This window comes from Enterobacter sp. E12 (assembly GCF_014596715.2).
GTDB lineage: Bacteria > Pseudomonadota > Gammaproteobacteria > Enterobacterales > Enterobacteriaceae > Enterobacter > Enterobacter bugandensis.
On the sequence record NZ_CP115601.1, the window covers coordinates 3,610,493 to 3,627,906 of the forward strand.

The following is a 17,414-nucleotide window of genomic DNA, read 5'->3' on the forward strand; positions in this document are numbered from 1 at the left end:
CTTCAATGAACAGAGAAGAAACGCACTGTGATGTTGTCAAAATTTAAGCGTAATAAACATCAACAACACCTTGCTCAACTACCGAAGATTTCTCAGTCAGTTGATGATGTAGAGTTCTTTTACGCTCCCGCTCATTTTCGGGAGACGCTTCTGGAAAAGATTGCCAGTGCCACGCGACGCATTTGCATTGTGGCCCTGTATCTTGAACAAGATGAAGGCGGGCGTGCGATCCTGAACGCGCTCTATGAAGCCAAGCGTCAGCGTCCGGAGCTGGATGTTCGCGTGCTGGTTGACTGGCATCGCGCCCAGCGTGGCCGTATTGGCGCGGCCGCTTCAAACACCAATGCAGACTGGTATTGCCGCACGGCGCAGGAAAATCCTGGCGTCGATGTACCTGTTTATGGCGTCCCGGTGAATACCCGCGAAGCGCTCGGCGTCCTTCATTTTAAAGGATTCATCATCGATGACAGCGTGCTTTACAGCGGCGCAAGCCTCAATGATGTCTATCTTCATCAGCTCGATAAATATCGCTATGACCGCTACCATCTGATCCGTAATCCTCAGATGGCCGATATCATGTTTAACTGGGTTGATAAAAACCTGGTACATGGCCGTGGCGTTAATCGCCTTGACGATCCCGAGCGCCCTAAGAGCCCGGAAATCAAAAACGATGTTCGCGCCTTCCGCCAGGAGCTCCGCGATGCTGTTTACCATTTTCAGGGCGACGCAAACAACGAAGAGTTATCCGTTACTCCGCTGGTTGGGCTTGGCAAATCAAGCCTGCTGAATAAAACGATCTTCCATCTGATGCCGTGCGCGGAGCAAAAGCTCACCATCTGCACGCCGTACTTTAACCTTCCTGCCGTGCTGGTGCGTAATATCATTCAGCTGCTGCGCGATGGTAAAAAAGTGGAAATTATCGTTGGGGATAAAACGGCGAACGACTTCTTCATACCTGAAGATCAGCCGTTCAAAATCATCGGTGCGCTGCCTTATCTTTATGAAATTAACCTGCGCCGCTTCCTGAGCCGTTTACAGTATTACGTAAACACTGACCAGCTGGTTGTGCGTCTGTGGAAAGATGAAGACAACAGTTACCATCTGAAAGGTATGTGGGTCGACGATGAGTGGATGCTGCTGACCGGTAACAACCTGAACCCGCGCGCGTGGAGACTGGATCTGGAAAACGCGATCCTGATCCATGACCCGCAGCATGAGTTAGCCGCACAGCGTGAGCGTGAACTGGAGTTGATTCGCACGCACACCACGGTGGTTAATCATTACCGCGAGCTGCAGAGCATTGCCGATTATCCGGTGAAAGTTCGCAAGCTGATTCGCCGCTTGCGTCGTATCCGTATTGACCGACTTATCAGCCGAATTCTGTAATGTCCAGGCCCTGTTACCCGCAGGGCTTTTTTATGGAGCCCGTTGATGCGTATTCCTCTGTTACTGAGCGCTTTCTTTCTGACTGGCTGCAGTCATATGGCCAATGATAGCTGGTCCGGTCAGGACAAAGCACAACACTTCCTCGCTTCCGCTATGCTGTCTGCAGCCGGTAATGAGTACGCGCAGCATCAGGGATACAGCCGGGACCGTAGCGCGGCGATAGGGTTGATGTTCTCAGTGGGCCTTGGGGCATCAAAAGAACTATGGGATAGCCGCCCCTCAGGGAGCGGCTGGAGCTGGAAAGATTTCGCCTGGGACGTAGCCGGCGCAACAACCGGCTACGCCGTCTGGCAGATGGCACATTATTAAAGGCGGATACCTTTTCCTTTGCGATGCAGCATCAGCGAGACAATAAACGCCAGCGCTCCCATTACGGTGACATACCAGAAGAAGGTCGTTTCACTGCCCCATGACTTAAGCGATAGCGCGACATACTCCGCCGAACCGCCAAACAGGGCATTCGCGACCGCATAAGAGAGGCCAACACCCAGCGCCCTCACCTGTGCGGGAAACATTTCCGCTTTCAAAATGCCGCTGATTGCCGTGTAAAAACTGATAATAATGAGTGCCACCATGATCAGCGCGAAAGCGGCATACGGCGACGTTGTCTGCTGTAGCGCAGTCAAAAGCGGAACGGTACCCAGGGTGAGCATGCCGCCAAAGATCAGCATGGAGGTGCGGCGACCTATTTTGTCCGACAGCGCGCCGACAATCGGCTGGATAAGCATAAAGACGAGTAACGCCACCGTCATGACGACGCTCGCAACTTTTGCATGCATGCCCGTGGTGTTAACCAGATATTTTTGCATGTAGGTGGTAAAGGTATAGAAACTTAGCGAGCCCGCGGCGGTAAAACCTAACACCATCAAAAATGCTTTGCGGTTTCGCCAGAGCCCCTTCATCGAGCCCGCCTCTTTCAGCGCCCTGACCTCCTGTTGAGAGGTTTCATCAAGCTGACGGCGTAGCCACAGGGCGACAACCGCCAGGGCAGCGCCCATAGCAAACGGGATGCGCCAGCCCCAGGCGTGCAAATCTTCATCGCTAAGGATTTGTTGCAGGATCACCACAACCAGTAACGCCAGCAGCTGTCCGCCAATGAGGGTCACATACTGGAATGATGCATAGAAACCTTTTCGGCCTTCAACCGCCACTTCGCTCATGTATGTCGCACTGGTGCCGTATTCCCCACCGACCGACAGCCCCTGGAACAGACGTGCCAGCAGCAGCAACGCGGGTGCCCATGTTCCGATAGTGTCATATCCGGGCAGGCAGGCAATCACCAGCGAGCCGACGCACATCATGCATACGGAGATGAGCATTGAGGTCTTGCGCCCTTTTCTGTCTGCGATCCTGCCGAACAGCCATCCACCGATAGGGCGCATCAGGAACCCGGCGGCAAAAACGCCTGCGGTTTGCAGAAGCTGAGTGGTGGTATTCCCGGACGGGAAAAAGATATGCGCAAAGTAGAGTGAACAGAATGAATAGACGTAAAAGTCAAACCACTCTACGAGGTTCCCCGAGGAGGCCCCAACGATTGCCCAAACCCGACGACGGGTATCCTTACCTGCCAAATTGGTGTTATCCGTATCTGCACTGGCTACGGTTTCTGTCATTTTAAAATCCCCTGTCTCACATTGCGGGTCATTGCCCACAAACAGTAAAACCGGATTTAAAACGAATCGTTAGGTAAATAAAATGTTTCTAATATGTTTCATTGCGTTTTGTGAACTCGATCAGGTATCGAATTATTAGCGGACGTAGTAATTATCCCCACTTCTGCTGATGCGCCTTTTTTCGCTGCAAATAATCTTCATCTGCACGAATTTTATCCCACCACTTTTTGAAGACCGCGGCGGCTTCGGCTTTTACTGGATCGCAATCCAGCGGTTTGACCTGGCGCTTCTCATCGTACTTTTTACCGCCTTTATGGTTGGCGTATCGTCTGGCGCGCGTATAGCCCATCTGAATGAATTTACGCGCCATATCCATACCCACAAAGTCGTTTTGCTGACGATATTCTTCAAACAGGGCGTAAATTTCTTTTGCCGATCGCGCTGCAACTTCAGCATCTTTGTATCGCCAGTGCGGAAGGATCTCGCTTTTGTAAGGTTCCACCATGAGCACACCCTGCTCTCCCCGCCCCACCTGATACAGCTCTGCATGGTCACGGAAATTAATGTTGGCAAAATCTTGTTGGTAATTAAAGGGACGTGTCAAAGCGGCACCATTGTTAAAATCGTTTTAACAATTGTAGGCACGGTCAGGCGGTGCCGCCACCCGGTATTTTCCGGCGCACAAAGCAAAAAACCCCGCACCTTACGGTACGGGGTTCTTCTTAATTGATGCCTGGCAGTTCCCTACTCTCACATGGGGAGACCCCACACTACCATCGGCGCTACGGCGTTTCACTTCTGAGTTCGGCATGGGGTCAGGTGGGACCACCGCGCTAAAGCCGCCAGGCAAATTCTGTTAATCTGTATCAGGCTGAAAATCTGTCTCTCACCGCCAAAACACCTTCGGCGTTGTAAGGTTAAGCCTCACGGTTCATTAGTACCGGTTAGCTCAACGCATCGCTGCGCTTACACACCCGGCCTATCAACGTCGTCGTCTTCAACGTTCCTTCAGGAGACTTAAAGTCTCAGGGAGAACTCATCTCGGGGCAAGTTTCGTGCTTAGATGCTTTCAGCACTTATCTCTTCCGCATTTAGCTACCGGGCAGTGCCATTGGCATGACAACCCGAACACCAGTGATGCGTCCACTCCGGTCCTCTCGTACTAGGAGCAGCCCCCCTCAATTCTCCAGCGCCCACGGCAGATAGGGACCGAACTGTCTCACGACGTTCTAAACCCAGCTCGCGTACCACTTTAAATGGCGAACAGCCATACCCTTGGGACCTACTTCAGCCCCAGGATGTGATGAGCCGACATCGAGGTGCCAAACACCGCCGTCGATATGAACTCTTGGGCGGTATCAGCCTGTTATCCCCGGAGTACCTTTTATCCGTTGAGCGATGGCCCTTCCATTCAGAACCACCGGATCACTATGACCTGCTTTCGCACCTGCTCGAGCCGTCACTCTCGCAGTCAAGCTAGCTTATGCCATTGCACTAACCTCCTGATGTCCGACCAGGATTAGCTAACCTTCGTGCTCCTCCGTTACTCTTTGGGAGGAGACCGCCCCAGTCAAACTACCCACCAGACACTGTCCGCAACCCGGATCACGGGTCCACGTTAGAACACCAGCCATTAAAGGGTGGTATTTCAAGGACGGCTCCACGCAGACTGGCGTCCACGCTTCAAAGCCTCCCACCTATCCTACACATCAAGGACCAGTGTTCAGTGTCAAGCTATAGTAAAGGTTCACGGGGTCTTTCCGTCTTGCCGCGGGTACACTGCATCTTCACAGCGAGTTCAATTTCACTGAGTCTCGGGTGGAGACAGCCTGGCCATCATTACGCCATTCGTGCAGGTCGGAACTTACCCGACAAGGAATTTCGCTACCTTAGGACCGTTATAGTTACGGCCGCCGTTTACCGGGGCTTCGATCAAGAGCTTCGCGTTGCCGCTAACCCCATCAATTAACCTTCCGGCACCGGGCAGGCGTCACACCGTATACGTCCACTTTCGTGTTTGCACAGTGCTGTGTTTTTAATAAACAGTTGCAGCCAGCTGGTATCTTCGACTGATTTCAGCTCCGTCCGCAGGGACTTCACCTACATATCAGCGTGCCTTCTCCCGAAGTTACGGCACCATTTTGCCTAGTTCCTTCACCCGAGTTCTCTCAAGCGCCTTGGTATTCTCTACCTGACCACCTGTGTCGGTTTGGGGTACGATTTCGTGTTACCTGATGCTTAGAGGCTTTTCCTGGAAGCAGGGCATTTATCACTTCAGCACCGTAGTGCCTCGTCATCACGCCTCAGTGTTAAAGTGAACCGGATTTGCCTGGAACACACACCTACACGCTTAAACCGGGACAACCGTCGCCCGGCTGACATAGCCTTCTCCGTCCCCCCTTCGCAGTAACACCAAGTACAGGAATATTAACCTGTTTCCCATCGACTACGCCTTTCGGCCTCGCCTTAGGGGTCGACTCACCCTGCCCCGATTAACGTTGGACAGGAACCCTTGGTCTTCCGGCGAGCGGGCTTTTCACCCGCTTTATCGTTACTTATGTCAGCATTCGCACTTCTGATACCTCCAGCATGCCTCACAGCACACCTTCAACGGCTTACAGAACGCTCCCCTACCCAACAACACATAGTGTCGCTGCCGCAGCTTCGGTGCATGGTTTAGCCCCGTTACATCTTCCGCGCAGGCCGACTCGACCAGTGAGCTATTACGCTTTCTTTAAATGATGGCTGCTTCTAAGCCAACATCCTGGCTGTCTGTGCCTTCCCACATCGTTTCCCACTTAACCATGACTTTGGGACCTTAGCTGGCGGTCTGGGTTGTTTCCCTCTTCACGACGGACGTTAGCACCCGCCGTGTGTCTCCCGTGATAACATTCTTCGGTATTCGTAGTTTGCATCGGGTTGGTAAGCCGGGATGGCCCCCTAGCCGAAACAGTGCTCTACCCCCGAAGATGAGTTCACGAGGCGCTACCTAAATAGCTTTCGGGGAGAACCAGCTATCTCCCGGTTTGATTGGCCTTTCACCCCCAGCCACAGGTCATCCGCTAATTTTTCAACATTAGTCGGTTCGGTCCTCCAGTTAGTGTTACCCAACCTTCAACCTGCCCATGGCTAGATCACCGGGTTTCGGGTCTATACCCTGCAACTTAACGCCCAGTTAAGACTCGGTTTCCCTGCGGCTCCCCTATACGGTTAACCTTGCTACAGAATATAAGTCGCTGACCCATTATACAAAAGGTACGCAGTCACACCACGAAGGTGCTCCCACTGCTTGTACGTACACGGTTTCAGGTTCTTTTTCACTCCCCTCGCCGGGGTTCTTTTCGCCTTTCCCTCACGGTACTGGTTCACTATCGGTCAGTCAGGAGTATTTAGCCTTGGAGGATGGTCCCCCCATATTCAGACAGGATACCACGTGTCCCGCCCTACTCTTCGAGTTCACAACCTGTGCATTTTCGTGTACGGGACTGTCACCCTGTACCGTGCGACTTTCCAGACGCTTCCACTAACACACAAGCTGATTCAGACTCCGGGCTGCTCCCCGTTCGCTCGCCGCTACTGGGGGAATCTCGGTTGATTTCTTTTCCTCGGGGTACTTAGATGTTTCAGTTCCCCCGGTTCGCCTCGTTAACCTATGTATTCAGTTAACGATAGTGTGACGGATCACACTGGGTTTCCCCATTCGGACATCGACGGGTCAAAGGTTCATATCACCTCGCCGTCGCTTTTCGCAGATTAGCACGTCCTTCATCGCCTCTGACTGCCAGGGCATCCACCGTGTACGCTTAGTCGCTTAACCTCACAACCCGAAGATGTTTCACTTCATGATTGCGAAAATTTGAGAGACTCGAACACACCATTTAAGATGTGTCGTTTCAATTTTCAGCTTGATCCAGATTTTTAAAGAGCAAATATCTCAAACATGACTCGCAAGTCAGTTTTGAGATATGACGGCAGGTGACTTTCACTCACGAACCAGCAAGTGGCGTCCCCTAGGGGATTCGAACCCCTGTTACCGCCGTGAAAGGGCGGTGTCCTGGGCCTCTAGACGAAGGGGACACTGAAGTCTCAATCGCAAGACGCCTTGCTGTTTACTTTTCATCAGACAATCTGTGTGAGCACTGCAAAGGCAGGTTCTTTAAGGTAAGGAGGTGATCCAACCGCAGGTTCCCCTACGGTTACCTTGTTACGACTTCACCCCAGTCATGAATCACAAAGTGGTAAGCGCCCTCCCGAAGGTTAAGCTACCTACTTCTTTTGCAACCCACTCCCATGGTGTGACGGGCGGTGTGTACAAGGCCCGGGAACGTATTCACCGTGGCATTCTGATCCACGATTACTAGCGATTCCGACTTCATGGAGTCGAGTTGCAGACTCCAATCCGGACTACGACGCACTTTATGAGGTCCGCTTGCTCTCGCGAGGTCGCTTCTCTTTGTATGCGCCATTGTAGCACGTGTGTAGCCCTACTCGTAAGGGCCATGATGACTTGACGTCATCCCCACCTTCCTCCAGTTTATCACTGGCAGTCTCCTTTGAGTTCCCGGCCTAACCGCTGGCAACAAAGGATAAGGGTTGCGCTCGTTGCGGGACTTAACCCAACATTTCACAACACGAGCTGACGACAGCCATGCAGCACCTGTCTCAGAGTTCCCGAAGGCACCAAAGCATCTCTGCTAAGTTCTCTGGATGTCAAGAGTAGGTAAGGTTCTTCGCGTTGCATCGAATTAAACCACATGCTCCACCGCTTGTGCGGGCCCCCGTCAATTCATTTGAGTTTTAACCTTGCGGCCGTACTCCCCAGGCGGTCGACTTAACGCGTTAGCTCCGGAAGCCACGCCTCAAGGGCACAACCTCCAAGTCGACATCGTTTACGGCGTGGACTACCAGGGTATCTAATCCTGTTTGCTCCCCACGCTTTCGCACCTGAGCGTCAGTCTTTGTCCAGGGGGCCGCCTTCGCCACCGGTATTCCTCCAGATCTCTACGCATTTCACCGCTACACCTGGAATTCTACCCCCCTCTACAAGACTCTAGCCTGCCAGTTTCGAATGCAGTTCCCAGGTTGAGCCCGGGGATTTCACATCCGACTTGACAGACCGCCTGCGTGCGCTTTACGCCCAGTAATTCCGATTAACGCTTGCACCCTCCGTATTACCGCGGCTGCTGGCACGGAGTTAGCCGGTGCTTCTTCTGCGGGTAACGTCAATCGATGAGGTTATTAACCTCACCGCCTTCCTCCCCGCTGAAAGTACTTTACAACCCGAAGGCCTTCTTCATACACGCGGCATGGCTGCATCAGGCTTGCGCCCATTGTGCAATATTCCCCACTGCTGCCTCCCGTAGGAGTCTGGACCGTGTCTCAGTTCCAGTGTGGCTGGTCATCCTCTCAGACCAGCTAGGGATCGTCGCCTAGGTGAGCCGTTACCCCACCTACTAGCTAATCCCATCTGGGCACATCTGATGGCAAGAGGCCCGAAGGTCCCCCTCTTTGGTCTTGCGACGTTATGCGGTATTAGCTACCGTTTCCAGTAGTTATCCCCCTCCATCAGGCAGTTTCCCAGACATTACTCACCCGTCCGCCACTCGTCACCCGAGAGCAAGCTCTCTGTGCTACCGTTCGACTTGCATGTGTTAGGCCTGCCGCCAGCGTTCAATCTGAGCCATGATCAAACTCTTCAATTTAAGTTTGATGCTCGTGAATTAAACTTCGTAATGAATCACGTATGTTCACTCAGAGACTTGGTATTCATTTATTGTCCGAAGACATTAAGAATCCATGTCACTTTGAGTGCCCACACAGATTGTCTGATAAATTGTTAAAGAGCAGTGCCGCTTCGTTTTCGCTGCGGCGCGGGGTGTGCATATTACGCTTTCCCGCTTCAGAGTCAAGCATTTGTTTCGCTTTTCTCTGCTGACCCGGCGGCGTGTGTGCCGTTGTTCCGTATCAGTGGAGGCGCATTATAGGGAGTAATTCCGAAGCTGCAAGGATAAAGTGAAAATTATTTACTGACTGCTCACTTTCCAGGCAAAACGCATCCCAGACCTCAATTTTCGCCTGGTTTTTAAACAAAAACGAGCCGCAAGCGGCTCGTTTTTGCATTTTGTGACTTACTGCACTGCCACAATACGATCGTCGTTGGCTTCCAGACGGATAACTTTGCCCGGAATCAGTTCTCCGGAGAGGATCTGCTGCGCCAGCGGGTTTTCGATCTGCTGCTGAATAGCACGTTTCAGTGGACGCGCACCATAAACCGGATCGTAACCATTCTCGCTCAGCAGCTTCAGCGCATCGTCGGAGATGTGAATTTCATATCCACGCTCTTCCAGACGTTTGTACAGACGCTGCAGCTGGATCTGCGCAATCGACGCAATGTGTTTCTCACCCAGAGGATGGAATACAACCACTTCGTCAATACGGTTAATGAACTCCGGACGGAAGTTATGGCTCACCACACCGAGCACCAGATCCTTCATATGGCTGTAGTCCAGCTCACCGAAACGTTCCTGAATCAAATCGGAACCCAGGTTCGAGGTCATGATGACGACCGTATTACGGAAATCGACCGTTCTCCCCTGCCCGTCTGTCAGACGACCATCATCCAGCACCTGAAGCAGGATGTTGAACACATCCGGATGCGCTTTTTCCACCTCATCCAGCAGGATGACGGAATAAGGACGCCGGCGCACCGCTTCGGTCAGGTAGCCGCCCTCTTCATAACCCACATATCCCGGAGGCGCACCGACCAGACGCGAGACGGAGTGTTTCTCCATGAACTCGGACATGTCGATACGCACCATCGCATCGTCGCTGTCGAACATAAAGTTTGCCAGCGCTTTACACAGTTCGGTTTTACCGACACCGGTCGGCCCCAGGAACAGGAACGAACCGATCGGGCGATTTGGATCGGAAAGCCCAGCACGGCTACGGCGAATAGCGTTGGAGACCGCTTCAACCGCCTCGTCCTGACCAATCACCCGCTGATGCAGATCCTGCTCCATACGCAGCAGCTTATCGCGTTCGCTTTCCATCATGCGCGCCACCGGAATACCGGTCCAGCGAGCGAGCACTTCGGCAATTTCGGCATCCGTCACTTTATTACGTAACAGACGCATGGTTTTTCCTTCAGACTGCGTGGCGATCTCAAGCTGTTTCTCCAGCTCAGGGATTTTGCCGTACTGCAGTTCAGACATACGTGCCAGGTCACCCACACGGCGAGCCTGCTCAATGGCAATTTTGGCCTGTTCGAGTTCAGCTTTAATGGTCTGCGTGCCAGAGAGGGAGGCCTTCTCGGCTTTCCACTCTTCTTCCAGCTCAGAATACTGGCGCTCTTTATCGTCCAGCTCTTCATTGAGCATATCCAGGCGTTTCTTACTGGCTTCATCAGACTCTTTTTTCAGCGCCTGCTGTTCCAGCTTGAGCTGAATGATGCGGCGGTCGAGTCGGTCCAGTTCTTCCGGCTTCGAGTCAATCTGCATACGAATGCTCGACGCCGCTTCATCGATCAGGTCGATTGCTTTATCAGGCAACTGACGATCGGCGATATACCGATGCGAAAGCGTCGCCGCCGCAACGATGGCCGGGTCAGTAATTTGCACATGGTGGTGCAGTTCATAACGCTCTTTCAGACCACGCAGGATCGCGATGGTATCTTCAACGCTTGGCTCAGCAACAAACACTTTCTGGAAGCGACGTTCCAGAGCGGCATCTTTCTCAATGTACTGACGATACTCATCAAGCGTAGTGGCACCAACGCAGTGAAGTTCACCACGCGCCAGCGCAGGTTTCAGCATGTTCCCGGCATCCATCGCGCCGTCAGCCTTACCAGCCCCCACCATGGTGTGCAGTTCGTCGATAAACAGAATGACGTTGCCTTCCTGTTTCGCCAGGTCGTTAAGCACGCCTTTCAAACGCTCTTCAAACTCACCGCGGTATTTCGCCCCGGCCACCAGCGCGCCCATATCCAGCGCCAGTACGCGGCGGCCTTTCAACCCTTCCGGCACTTCACCGTTTACGATACGCTGCGCAAGCCCTTCAACGATGGCGGTTTTACCGACCCCCGGCTCACCAATCAGTACCGGGTTGTTTTTGGTACGACGCTGCAGTACCTGAATCGTACGGCGGATCTCTTCGTCACGGCCGATAACCGGGTCAAGTTTGCCCTGCTCGGCACGTTCGGTCAGATTGACCGTAAATTTCTTCAAAGCCTGACGTTGGTCTTCGGCTCCCTGATCGTTCACGCTTTCACCTCCGCGCATTTTCTCAATCGCCTGAGTCACATTGGCGGTGGTTGCACCGGCAGATTTCAGCAGGTCGGTCAAGGTACCGCGTGATTCAAGCGCCGCCAGAACAAAGAGCTCCGACGAAATAAAGTTGTCCCCACGTTTTTGCGCCAGCTTGTCGCAAAGGTTCAGCACGCGCACCAGATCCTGCGACGGTTGAACGTCGCCGCCGGTACCTTCTACCTGCGGTAAACGGCTCAGCGCCTGATCGATAGCGGTGCGTAACTGGCCAGCATTAATGCCAGCAGACGTTAATAAAGGACGTACCGATCCCCCTTCCTGATTCAGCAAGGCGCTCATTAAATGAAGAGGTTCGATGAATTGGTTGTCGTGCCCCAGTGCAAGGGACTGGGCATCGGCGAGAGCAAGCTGGAATTTATTAGTAAGACGATCCAGACGCATAACTCCTCCCATAACAGGTCAAATTTGCTACTGGAGATTAAATGAGGTCATCCCTCAATTATTCAAGGTTAATGACCTGAATTATGTGAAAAGAAAACGGCACGTGCCGGATCGTCTTGATTCTTTAGGTTATATCAGCCAAATGAAACTTGCCATACGACCCGTCGTCTTGTCGCGGCGATAGGAGAAAAAATCACCCTTTTCGGTGAACGTACAGCGATCGCCGCCGAAGATCTGCGTTACGCCAATATTATTCAGACGCTGGCGGGCAAGCTGGTAAATATCCGCCAGATATTTTTCCCCGGCAGGCAGGAAGGCCTCAATGGCTTGCGGATCTTTTTCCATGAATGCTTCGCGAACCTCCGGCCCCACTTCAAAAGCACGAGGGCCAATCGCCGGACCTAGCCAGGCCATGATATTGGCGGGATCATCATTGAAGCAGGCGACGGTCTCTTCCAGCACGCCCTCGCATAAGCCACGCCAGCCCGCGTGCGCTGCTGCTACCTCCGTACCGGCACGGTTACAAAACAGAACCGGCAGACAATCGGCGGTCATTACGGCACAAACCGTGCCCGGCGTATTACTGTAAGAAGCATCGGCGCGTTTGGAAGCGTAAGGTTCTCCCGTCAGCTTCAGTACCGCTTTGCCGTGAACCTGCTCCAGCCAAACCGGCTTCGACGGCAGATTTCCCGCAGCAAACAGACGCGTGCGGTTCTCTTCAACGTGTTCCAGGCTGTCGCCGCAGTGCGCGCCGAGGTTTAAAGACTCCCACGCGCCCTGGCTCACGCCGCCAATACGGGTCGAACTACAGGCGGCCACGCCTGCAGGCAGCGGCCACTCCGGGACAATCAGTTTGGTCATAACCAGTCCACTTGATCCTTATGTTCTTCGAAATCAGCACGCATGGCATCAATGAGTTCCACCATATCCTGCGGGATAGGCGCATGCCATTCCATCTGGATACCACTGATCGGGTGATAAAGACGCAGCATGGTCGCGTGCAGCGCCTGACGATCGAATTTACGCAGTACGCTGATGAACTCATCTGACGCGCCTTTTGGCGGACGCGGACGACCGCCGTACACCTGATCCCCCACCAGCGGATGGGTAATGTGCGCCATGTGTACGCGGATCTGGTGAGTACGACCGGTTTCCAGGCGCAGGCGCAGGCGGGTATGAATACGGAAGTGCTCCATAATGCGATAGTGCGTCACCGCCGGTTTACCCATCGGATGCACCGACATATGGGTACGTTTCGTCGGGTGACGGCTGATCGGCTCTTCTACCGTGCCGCCAGCGGTCATGTGTCCAATCGCCACCGCTTCATATTCGCGAGTAATCTCACGCAACTGCAGCGATTCCACCAGACGGGTTTGAGCGGGAACGGTCTTCGCCACCACCATCAGGCCGGTGGTGTCTTTATCCAGACGGTGAACGATACCTGCACGTGGGACATCCGCAATCGGCGGATAATAATGAAGAAGTGCGTTAAGTACCGTACCGTCTGGATTCCCTGCGCCCGGATGAACAACCAGGTCGCGCGGCTTGTTGATCACCAGAATGTCATCATCTTCATAGACGATGTCCAGTGGGATATCCTGCGGCTCGAAGCGGATTTCCTCTTCGATTTCAGCATTGATGGCAACAGCTTCCCCACCAAACACTTTCTCTTTTGGTTTGTCCCAGATCTTGCCGTTTACCAGCACGCGCTGGTCAAGGATCCATTCTTTTATGCGTGAACGCGAATAATCAGGGAACAATTCGGCCAAAGCCTGATCTAAGCGTTGACCGAGCTGATTTTCGGAGACTGTTGCGGTGAGTTCTACTCGTTGTGCCATAAACTGCTTCTTTGTTTAACGTTGGGTTTTACGGCTTTGCCGTTTAATATAGTGTGCTATTGTAGCTGGTCTTAATCGGGAGCAGGAACAGAGTTTCTCCCGGACAAACATTTGAGGAAAGTCAAAACGTCATGACGCGCATGAAATATCTGGTGGCAGCGGCCACGTTGAGCCTGGCTTTGGTGGGCTGCTCCGGTTCGAATGAACAGGTCCCTGACAATCCGCCGAATGAAATCTATGCGACTGCACAACAAAAGTTGCAGGACGGTAACTGGAAACAGGCGATAACGCAACTGGAAGCGTTGGATAATCGCTATCCATTTGGTCCGTATTCGCAGCAGGTACAGTTAGATCTTATCTACGCCTACTACAAAAATGCCGATCTGCCGCTGGCTCAGGCAACTATCGATCGTTTCATGCGTCTGAACCCGACTCATCCTAACATCGACTACGTCATGTACATGCGCGGCCTGACCAACATGGCGCTGGACGACAGCGCCCTGCAGGGCTTCTTCGGCGTAGATCGCTCCGACCGTGACCCGCAGCATGCGCGCGACGCCTTCAATGACTTCTCCAAGCTGGTGCGCGGCTATCCGAACAGTCAGTACGTCACCGACGCGACCAAACGTCTGGTGTTCCTGAAAGATCGTCTGGCGAAATATGAGTACTCCGTTGCGGAATACTATACCCGCCGTGGCGCATGGGTTGCCGTGGTTAACCGCGTAGAAGGTATGCTGCGTGATTACCCGGATACTCAGGCAACGCGCGACGGCCTGAAGCTGATGGAAAATGCTTACCGTCAGATGCAGATGACCGCTCAGGCTGAAAAAGTGGCGAAAATCATCGCCGCGAACAGCAGCAACACGTGATATCGCTTCAATGCAAAACGGCAGCCCGAAGGCTGCCGTTTCTTTATTCAATTCAGACATCCGCTGAAGCGCTTTAGCCTCAACACATCCCGTCAACTATGACCGCAATTCGTACCTTCCACAAGGTAAATCTCATCTCTTCCTGCCCTGCCTCACAAAAAAGATTCACTGACAAAAACCGACAAAATAACGTGATCTAAATCACACATTTTGACATTAGGTCGGGTATGCTGGAATCACCAAGACGGAAAGACAAGAGGTAAAATTTATGACAATGAACATTACCAGTAAACAAATGGAAATTACTCCGGCAATTCGCCAGCACGTCGCAGACCGTCTCGCCAAACTGGATAAATGGCAAACACATTTGATTAATCCACATATCATCCTGTCCAAGGAGCCCCAGGGTTTCATCGCTGACGCAACTATCAATACTCCAAACGGCCATCTGGTCGCCAGCGCAAAACATGAGGATATGTACACCGCAATCAACGATTTGATCAACAAGCTGGAACGGCAGCTCAATAAAGTGCAACACAAAGGTGAAGCCCGTCGCGCCGCAACGTCGGTGAAAGACGCCAGCTTCGCGGAAGAAGTTGAAGAAGAGTAATCCTTTAAATTGAGTGTACCGCCAACGCGCCTTCGGGCGCGTTTTTTATTGACAGGGTGAAAACAGTACGGGTACTTTAACGGTATCAATCACAGGATGACTTTATGAAACTTACGCCGTTCTTCTTCGCATTCTTTTTTACCTTCCCCTGAACGGGAGGCGTTTCGTCGTGTGATAAAGAATGCGAAGACGAACAACAAGGCCTCCCACACCGGGGGGCCTTTTTTATTGATAACGATAAAATGAGACAGGCAACACTATGACACCGGAAAACCCGTTACTGGATCTGCGAGTAAAAATCAGCGCGCTGGATGAAAAATTACTGGCGCTGCTGGCCGAACGTCGCGCCCTCGCCGTTGAAGTGGGCAAAGCCAAGCTGGACTCCCATCGTCCGGTCCGTGACATCGACCGCGAGCGGGATCTGCTGGAACGTCTGATCCAGCTCGGCAAAGCGCATCACCTTGATGCCCACTACATCACCCGGCTGTTCCAGCTCATCATCGAAGATTCCGTTCTGACCCAGCAAGCGCTACTCCAGCAGCATCTCAATAAAACCAACCCGCACTCGGCGCGCATCGCCTTCCTCGGGCCTAAAGGCTCCTACTCTCATCTGGCCGCACGCCAGTATGCCGCACGTCATTTTGAAGAGTTTATTGAGAGCGGCTGCGCAAAATTCGCCGATATTTTTAACCAGGTTGAGACCGGCCAGGCGGATTACGCCGTGGTGCCGATTGAAAACACCAGTTCCGGTGCCATCAACGACGTCTACGATCTACTGCAGCACACCAGCCTGTCGCTGGTCGGCGAGCTGACGATCCCTATCGATCACTGCGTGCTGGTCTCCGGTTCAACGGACCTGAACACGATCGAAACGGTCTACAGCCATCCGCAGCCTTTCCAGCAGTGTAGCCAGTTCCTGAACCGCTATCCGAACTGGAAAATTGAGTACACCGAAAGCACCTCGGCGGCAATGGAAAAAGTAGCGCAAGCCAACTCCCCAACCGTTGCTGCGCTCGGCAGCGAAGCGGGCGGCGCGCTGTATGGCTTACAGGTTCTGGAACGCAATCTTGCTAACCAGACGCAAAACATCACCCGCTTCGTGGTGCTGGCCCGCAAGGCAATCAACGTGTCAGACCAGGTGCCGGCAAAAACCACGCTGCTGATGGCGACCGGCCAGCAGGCGGGCGCGCTGGTAGAAGCCCTGCTGGTGCTGCGCAACCACAATTTGATCATGACCAGGCTGGAATCACGCCCAATCCACGGTAATCCATGGGAAGAGATGTTTTACCTCGATATCCAGGCCAACCTGGAATCTGCATCCATGCAGAAAGCCCTGCGCGAACTGGGTGAAATTACCCGTTCAATGAAAGTGCTGGGCTGCTATCCGAGCGAAAACGTCGTCCCGGTCGATCCAAGCTAGCATTCGATAAAACGGCTTTTCTTCATCCCTGCCACATTAACCGGCAGGGTGAAGACGGCTCCGGAAAGCGGATACTTCGCCACCTCCTCCGCATCCATATTTTCCCGCGTGGTGGTAATGAACAGCGTTTTCATATCGTCGCCGCCAAAGCAGACCATCGTCGGGCAACGCACCGGCATGCGGTATTCTTCCAGTTGCTCCCCTTGTGGAGAAAAACGTGCGATACGCCAGCCGTCAAACAGCGCGCTCCAGTAGCAGCCTTCCACATCCATCGCCGCACCGTCCGGTATCCCCTCGCCCTCTTTAAACTGACGAAACACCCCACGCCTGCCGGGTTCGCCCTGCTCGTTAAGCGGCGTGCGGTAAATTACGCCGTTTGGCGTGTCTGAGGTAAACATCCACTGTTTATCCGGGGTAAACGCTAAGCCGTTGTGCCCGTGAATATCGCACTGGATCACTTTCGGCGTCAGGTCATTGTCGATGCGCATCAGCAGGGCACCGTTGTAATCTCCCGGCCCCCAGAACGTGCCCGCATAGAACCGGCCCTGATGGTCGGTGCCCCCATCGTTAAAACGTGCGAGTTGCGGGTTAGAGGGGTTATCACACACCTTGCGCTGCAGGAGCCCATGCTTATCGGCAAGCCAGATGCCGTTGCGCATAGCGACGATAAAACCGCCTCGCTCACGCAGGGCAAAGCAGCCCACCTCTTCATGGAAGGAAAGCACGGTATGTTCCCCCGTCGGCAGGTGGTAGCGGTGGATCTCCCCTTCCAGAATATCAGCCCAGTAAAGCGCATTTTCTTCTGCGCTCCACGTCGGGCATTCGGGCAGATGCCCGGTGTAGTTTAACAGCAGCTGCGGTTCAGCCATGACAGTTCCCCAAAATGAAAAAAGCCAGCATTGCTGGCTTTCAGTAT

The 17,414-nt window shown here is 53.3% G+C and carries 12 protein-coding genes, 1 tRNA gene, 3 rRNA genes and 1 other annotated feature; of the genes, 6 read left to right on the top strand and 10 right to left on the bottom strand.

Annotated elements, in window-relative coordinates:
* Positions 1-30 precede the first annotated feature (30 nt).
* Together pssA and IB212_RS17235 are read left to right on the top strand one after the other, a co-directional pair.
* Positions 31-1,386 carry a CDP-diacylglycerol--serine O-phosphatidyltransferase gene (gene pssA, locus IB212_RS17230; protein ID WP_023331103.1) on the top strand — a complete coding sequence of 452 codons (1,356 nt, stop codon included), beginning with the start codon at positions 31-33 and terminating at the stop codon, positions 1,384-1,386.
* 45 nt (positions 1,387-1,431) lie between these two features.
* The gene (locus IB212_RS17235; RefSeq protein ID WP_041908650.1) at positions 1,432-1,755 is read left to right on the top strand and encodes a YfiM family lipoprotein; all 324 of its coding nucleotides are present in this window, start codon (positions 1,432-1,434) and stop codon (positions 1,753-1,755) included.
* On the opposite strand, the gene IB212_RS17240 is transcribed toward IB212_RS17235, so the two are convergent.
* From IB212_RS17240 to rluD, 9 genes are all read right to left on the bottom strand, one after another.
* Positions 1,752-3,059, bottom strand: a complete 1,308-nt coding sequence (locus IB212_RS17240; RefSeq protein WP_045630972.1) for an MFS transporter — start codon at positions 3,057-3,059, stop codon at positions 1,752-1,754. The two genes, IB212_RS17235 and IB212_RS17240, sit on opposite strands and share 4 nt — an antisense overlap.
* Before the next feature lie 151 nt (positions 3,060-3,210).
* Entirely contained in the window at positions 3,211-3,663 is a 453-nt protein-coding gene (locus tag IB212_RS17245; RefSeq protein ID WP_045260159.1) for a DUF4385 domain-containing protein, read from the bottom strand.
* Positions 3,664-3,790: 127 nt separating this feature from the next.
* Positions 3,791-3,906: ribosomal RNA gene (gene rrf, locus IB212_RS17250) — 5S ribosomal RNA — on the bottom strand.
* A gap of 66 nt (positions 3,907-3,972) precedes the next feature.
* Positions 3,973-6,876 (bottom strand): 23S ribosomal RNA (locus IB212_RS17255).
* A gap of 184 nt (positions 6,877-7,060) precedes the next feature.
* Positions 7,061-7,136, bottom strand: a tRNA-Glu gene (locus IB212_RS17260).
* Between the two features lie 85 nt (positions 7,137-7,221).
* A 16S ribosomal RNA gene (locus IB212_RS17265) occupies positions 7,222-8,761 on the bottom strand.
* The 16S, 23S and 5S rRNA genes sit together here with 1 tRNA gene alongside, the layout of an rRNA operon.
* Before the next feature lie 426 nt (positions 8,762-9,187).
* Positions 9,188-11,761, bottom strand: a complete 2,574-nt coding sequence (clpB, locus tag IB212_RS17270; RefSeq protein ID WP_188245857.1) for an ATP-dependent chaperone ClpB — start codon at positions 11,759-11,761, stop codon at positions 9,188-9,190.
* A 129-nt stretch (positions 11,762-11,890) separates the two neighbouring features.
* Entirely contained in the window at positions 11,891-12,622 is a 732-nt protein-coding gene (yfiH, locus tag IB212_RS17275) for a purine nucleoside phosphorylase YfiH (RefSeq protein WP_041908642.1), read from the bottom strand.
* Positions 12,619-13,599, bottom strand: a complete 981-nt coding sequence (gene rluD, locus IB212_RS17280; RefSeq protein ID WP_028014116.1) for a 23S rRNA pseudouridine(1911/1915/1917) synthase RluD — start codon at positions 13,597-13,599, stop codon at positions 12,619-12,621. Before rluD ends, yfiH begins: the two co-directional genes overlap by 4 nt.
* 131 nt (positions 13,600-13,730) lie before the next feature.
* On the opposite strand from rluD, the gene bamD reads away from it, so the two are divergent.
* The 4 genes from bamD to pheA all read left to right on the top strand — a co-directional run bounded on the left by bamD (position 13,731) and on the right by pheA (position 16,498).
* Entirely contained in the window at positions 13,731-14,468 is a 738-nt protein-coding gene (gene bamD / locus IB212_RS17285) for an outer membrane protein assembly factor BamD (protein WP_023308867.1), read from the top strand.
* 268 nt (positions 14,469-14,736) lie between these two features.
* Positions 14,737-15,078 carry a ribosome-associated translation inhibitor RaiA gene (gene raiA, locus IB212_RS17290; protein ID WP_003863162.1) on the top strand — a complete coding sequence of 114 codons (342 nt, stop codon included), beginning with the start codon at positions 14,737-14,739 and terminating at the stop codon, positions 15,076-15,078.
* Between the two features lie 103 nt (positions 15,079-15,181).
* Positions 15,182-15,307 (top strand) — a sequence feature (Phe leader region).
* Entirely contained in the window at positions 15,183-15,230 is a 48-nt protein-coding gene (pheL, locus tag IB212_RS17295) for a pheA operon leader peptide PheL (RefSeq protein ID WP_100249759.1), read from the top strand. It overlaps the preceding feature by 48 nt.
* Before the next feature lie 30 nt (positions 15,308-15,337).
* Positions 15,338-16,498: a bifunctional chorismate mutase/prephenate dehydratase gene (gene pheA / locus IB212_RS17300; protein WP_028014117.1), complete on the top strand. Its 1,161-nt coding sequence runs from the start codon at positions 15,338-15,340 to the stop codon at positions 16,496-16,498.
* Here the strand turns inward: pheA and IB212_RS17305 are convergent.
* Positions 16,495-17,367, bottom strand: coding sequence for an SMP-30/gluconolactonase/LRE family protein (locus tag IB212_RS17305; protein WP_041908639.1), 873 nt, complete (start codon positions 17,365-17,367; stop codon positions 16,495-16,497). The genes pheA and IB212_RS17305 overlap by 4 nt on opposite strands.
* Positions 17,368-17,414: the final 47 nt, after the last annotated feature.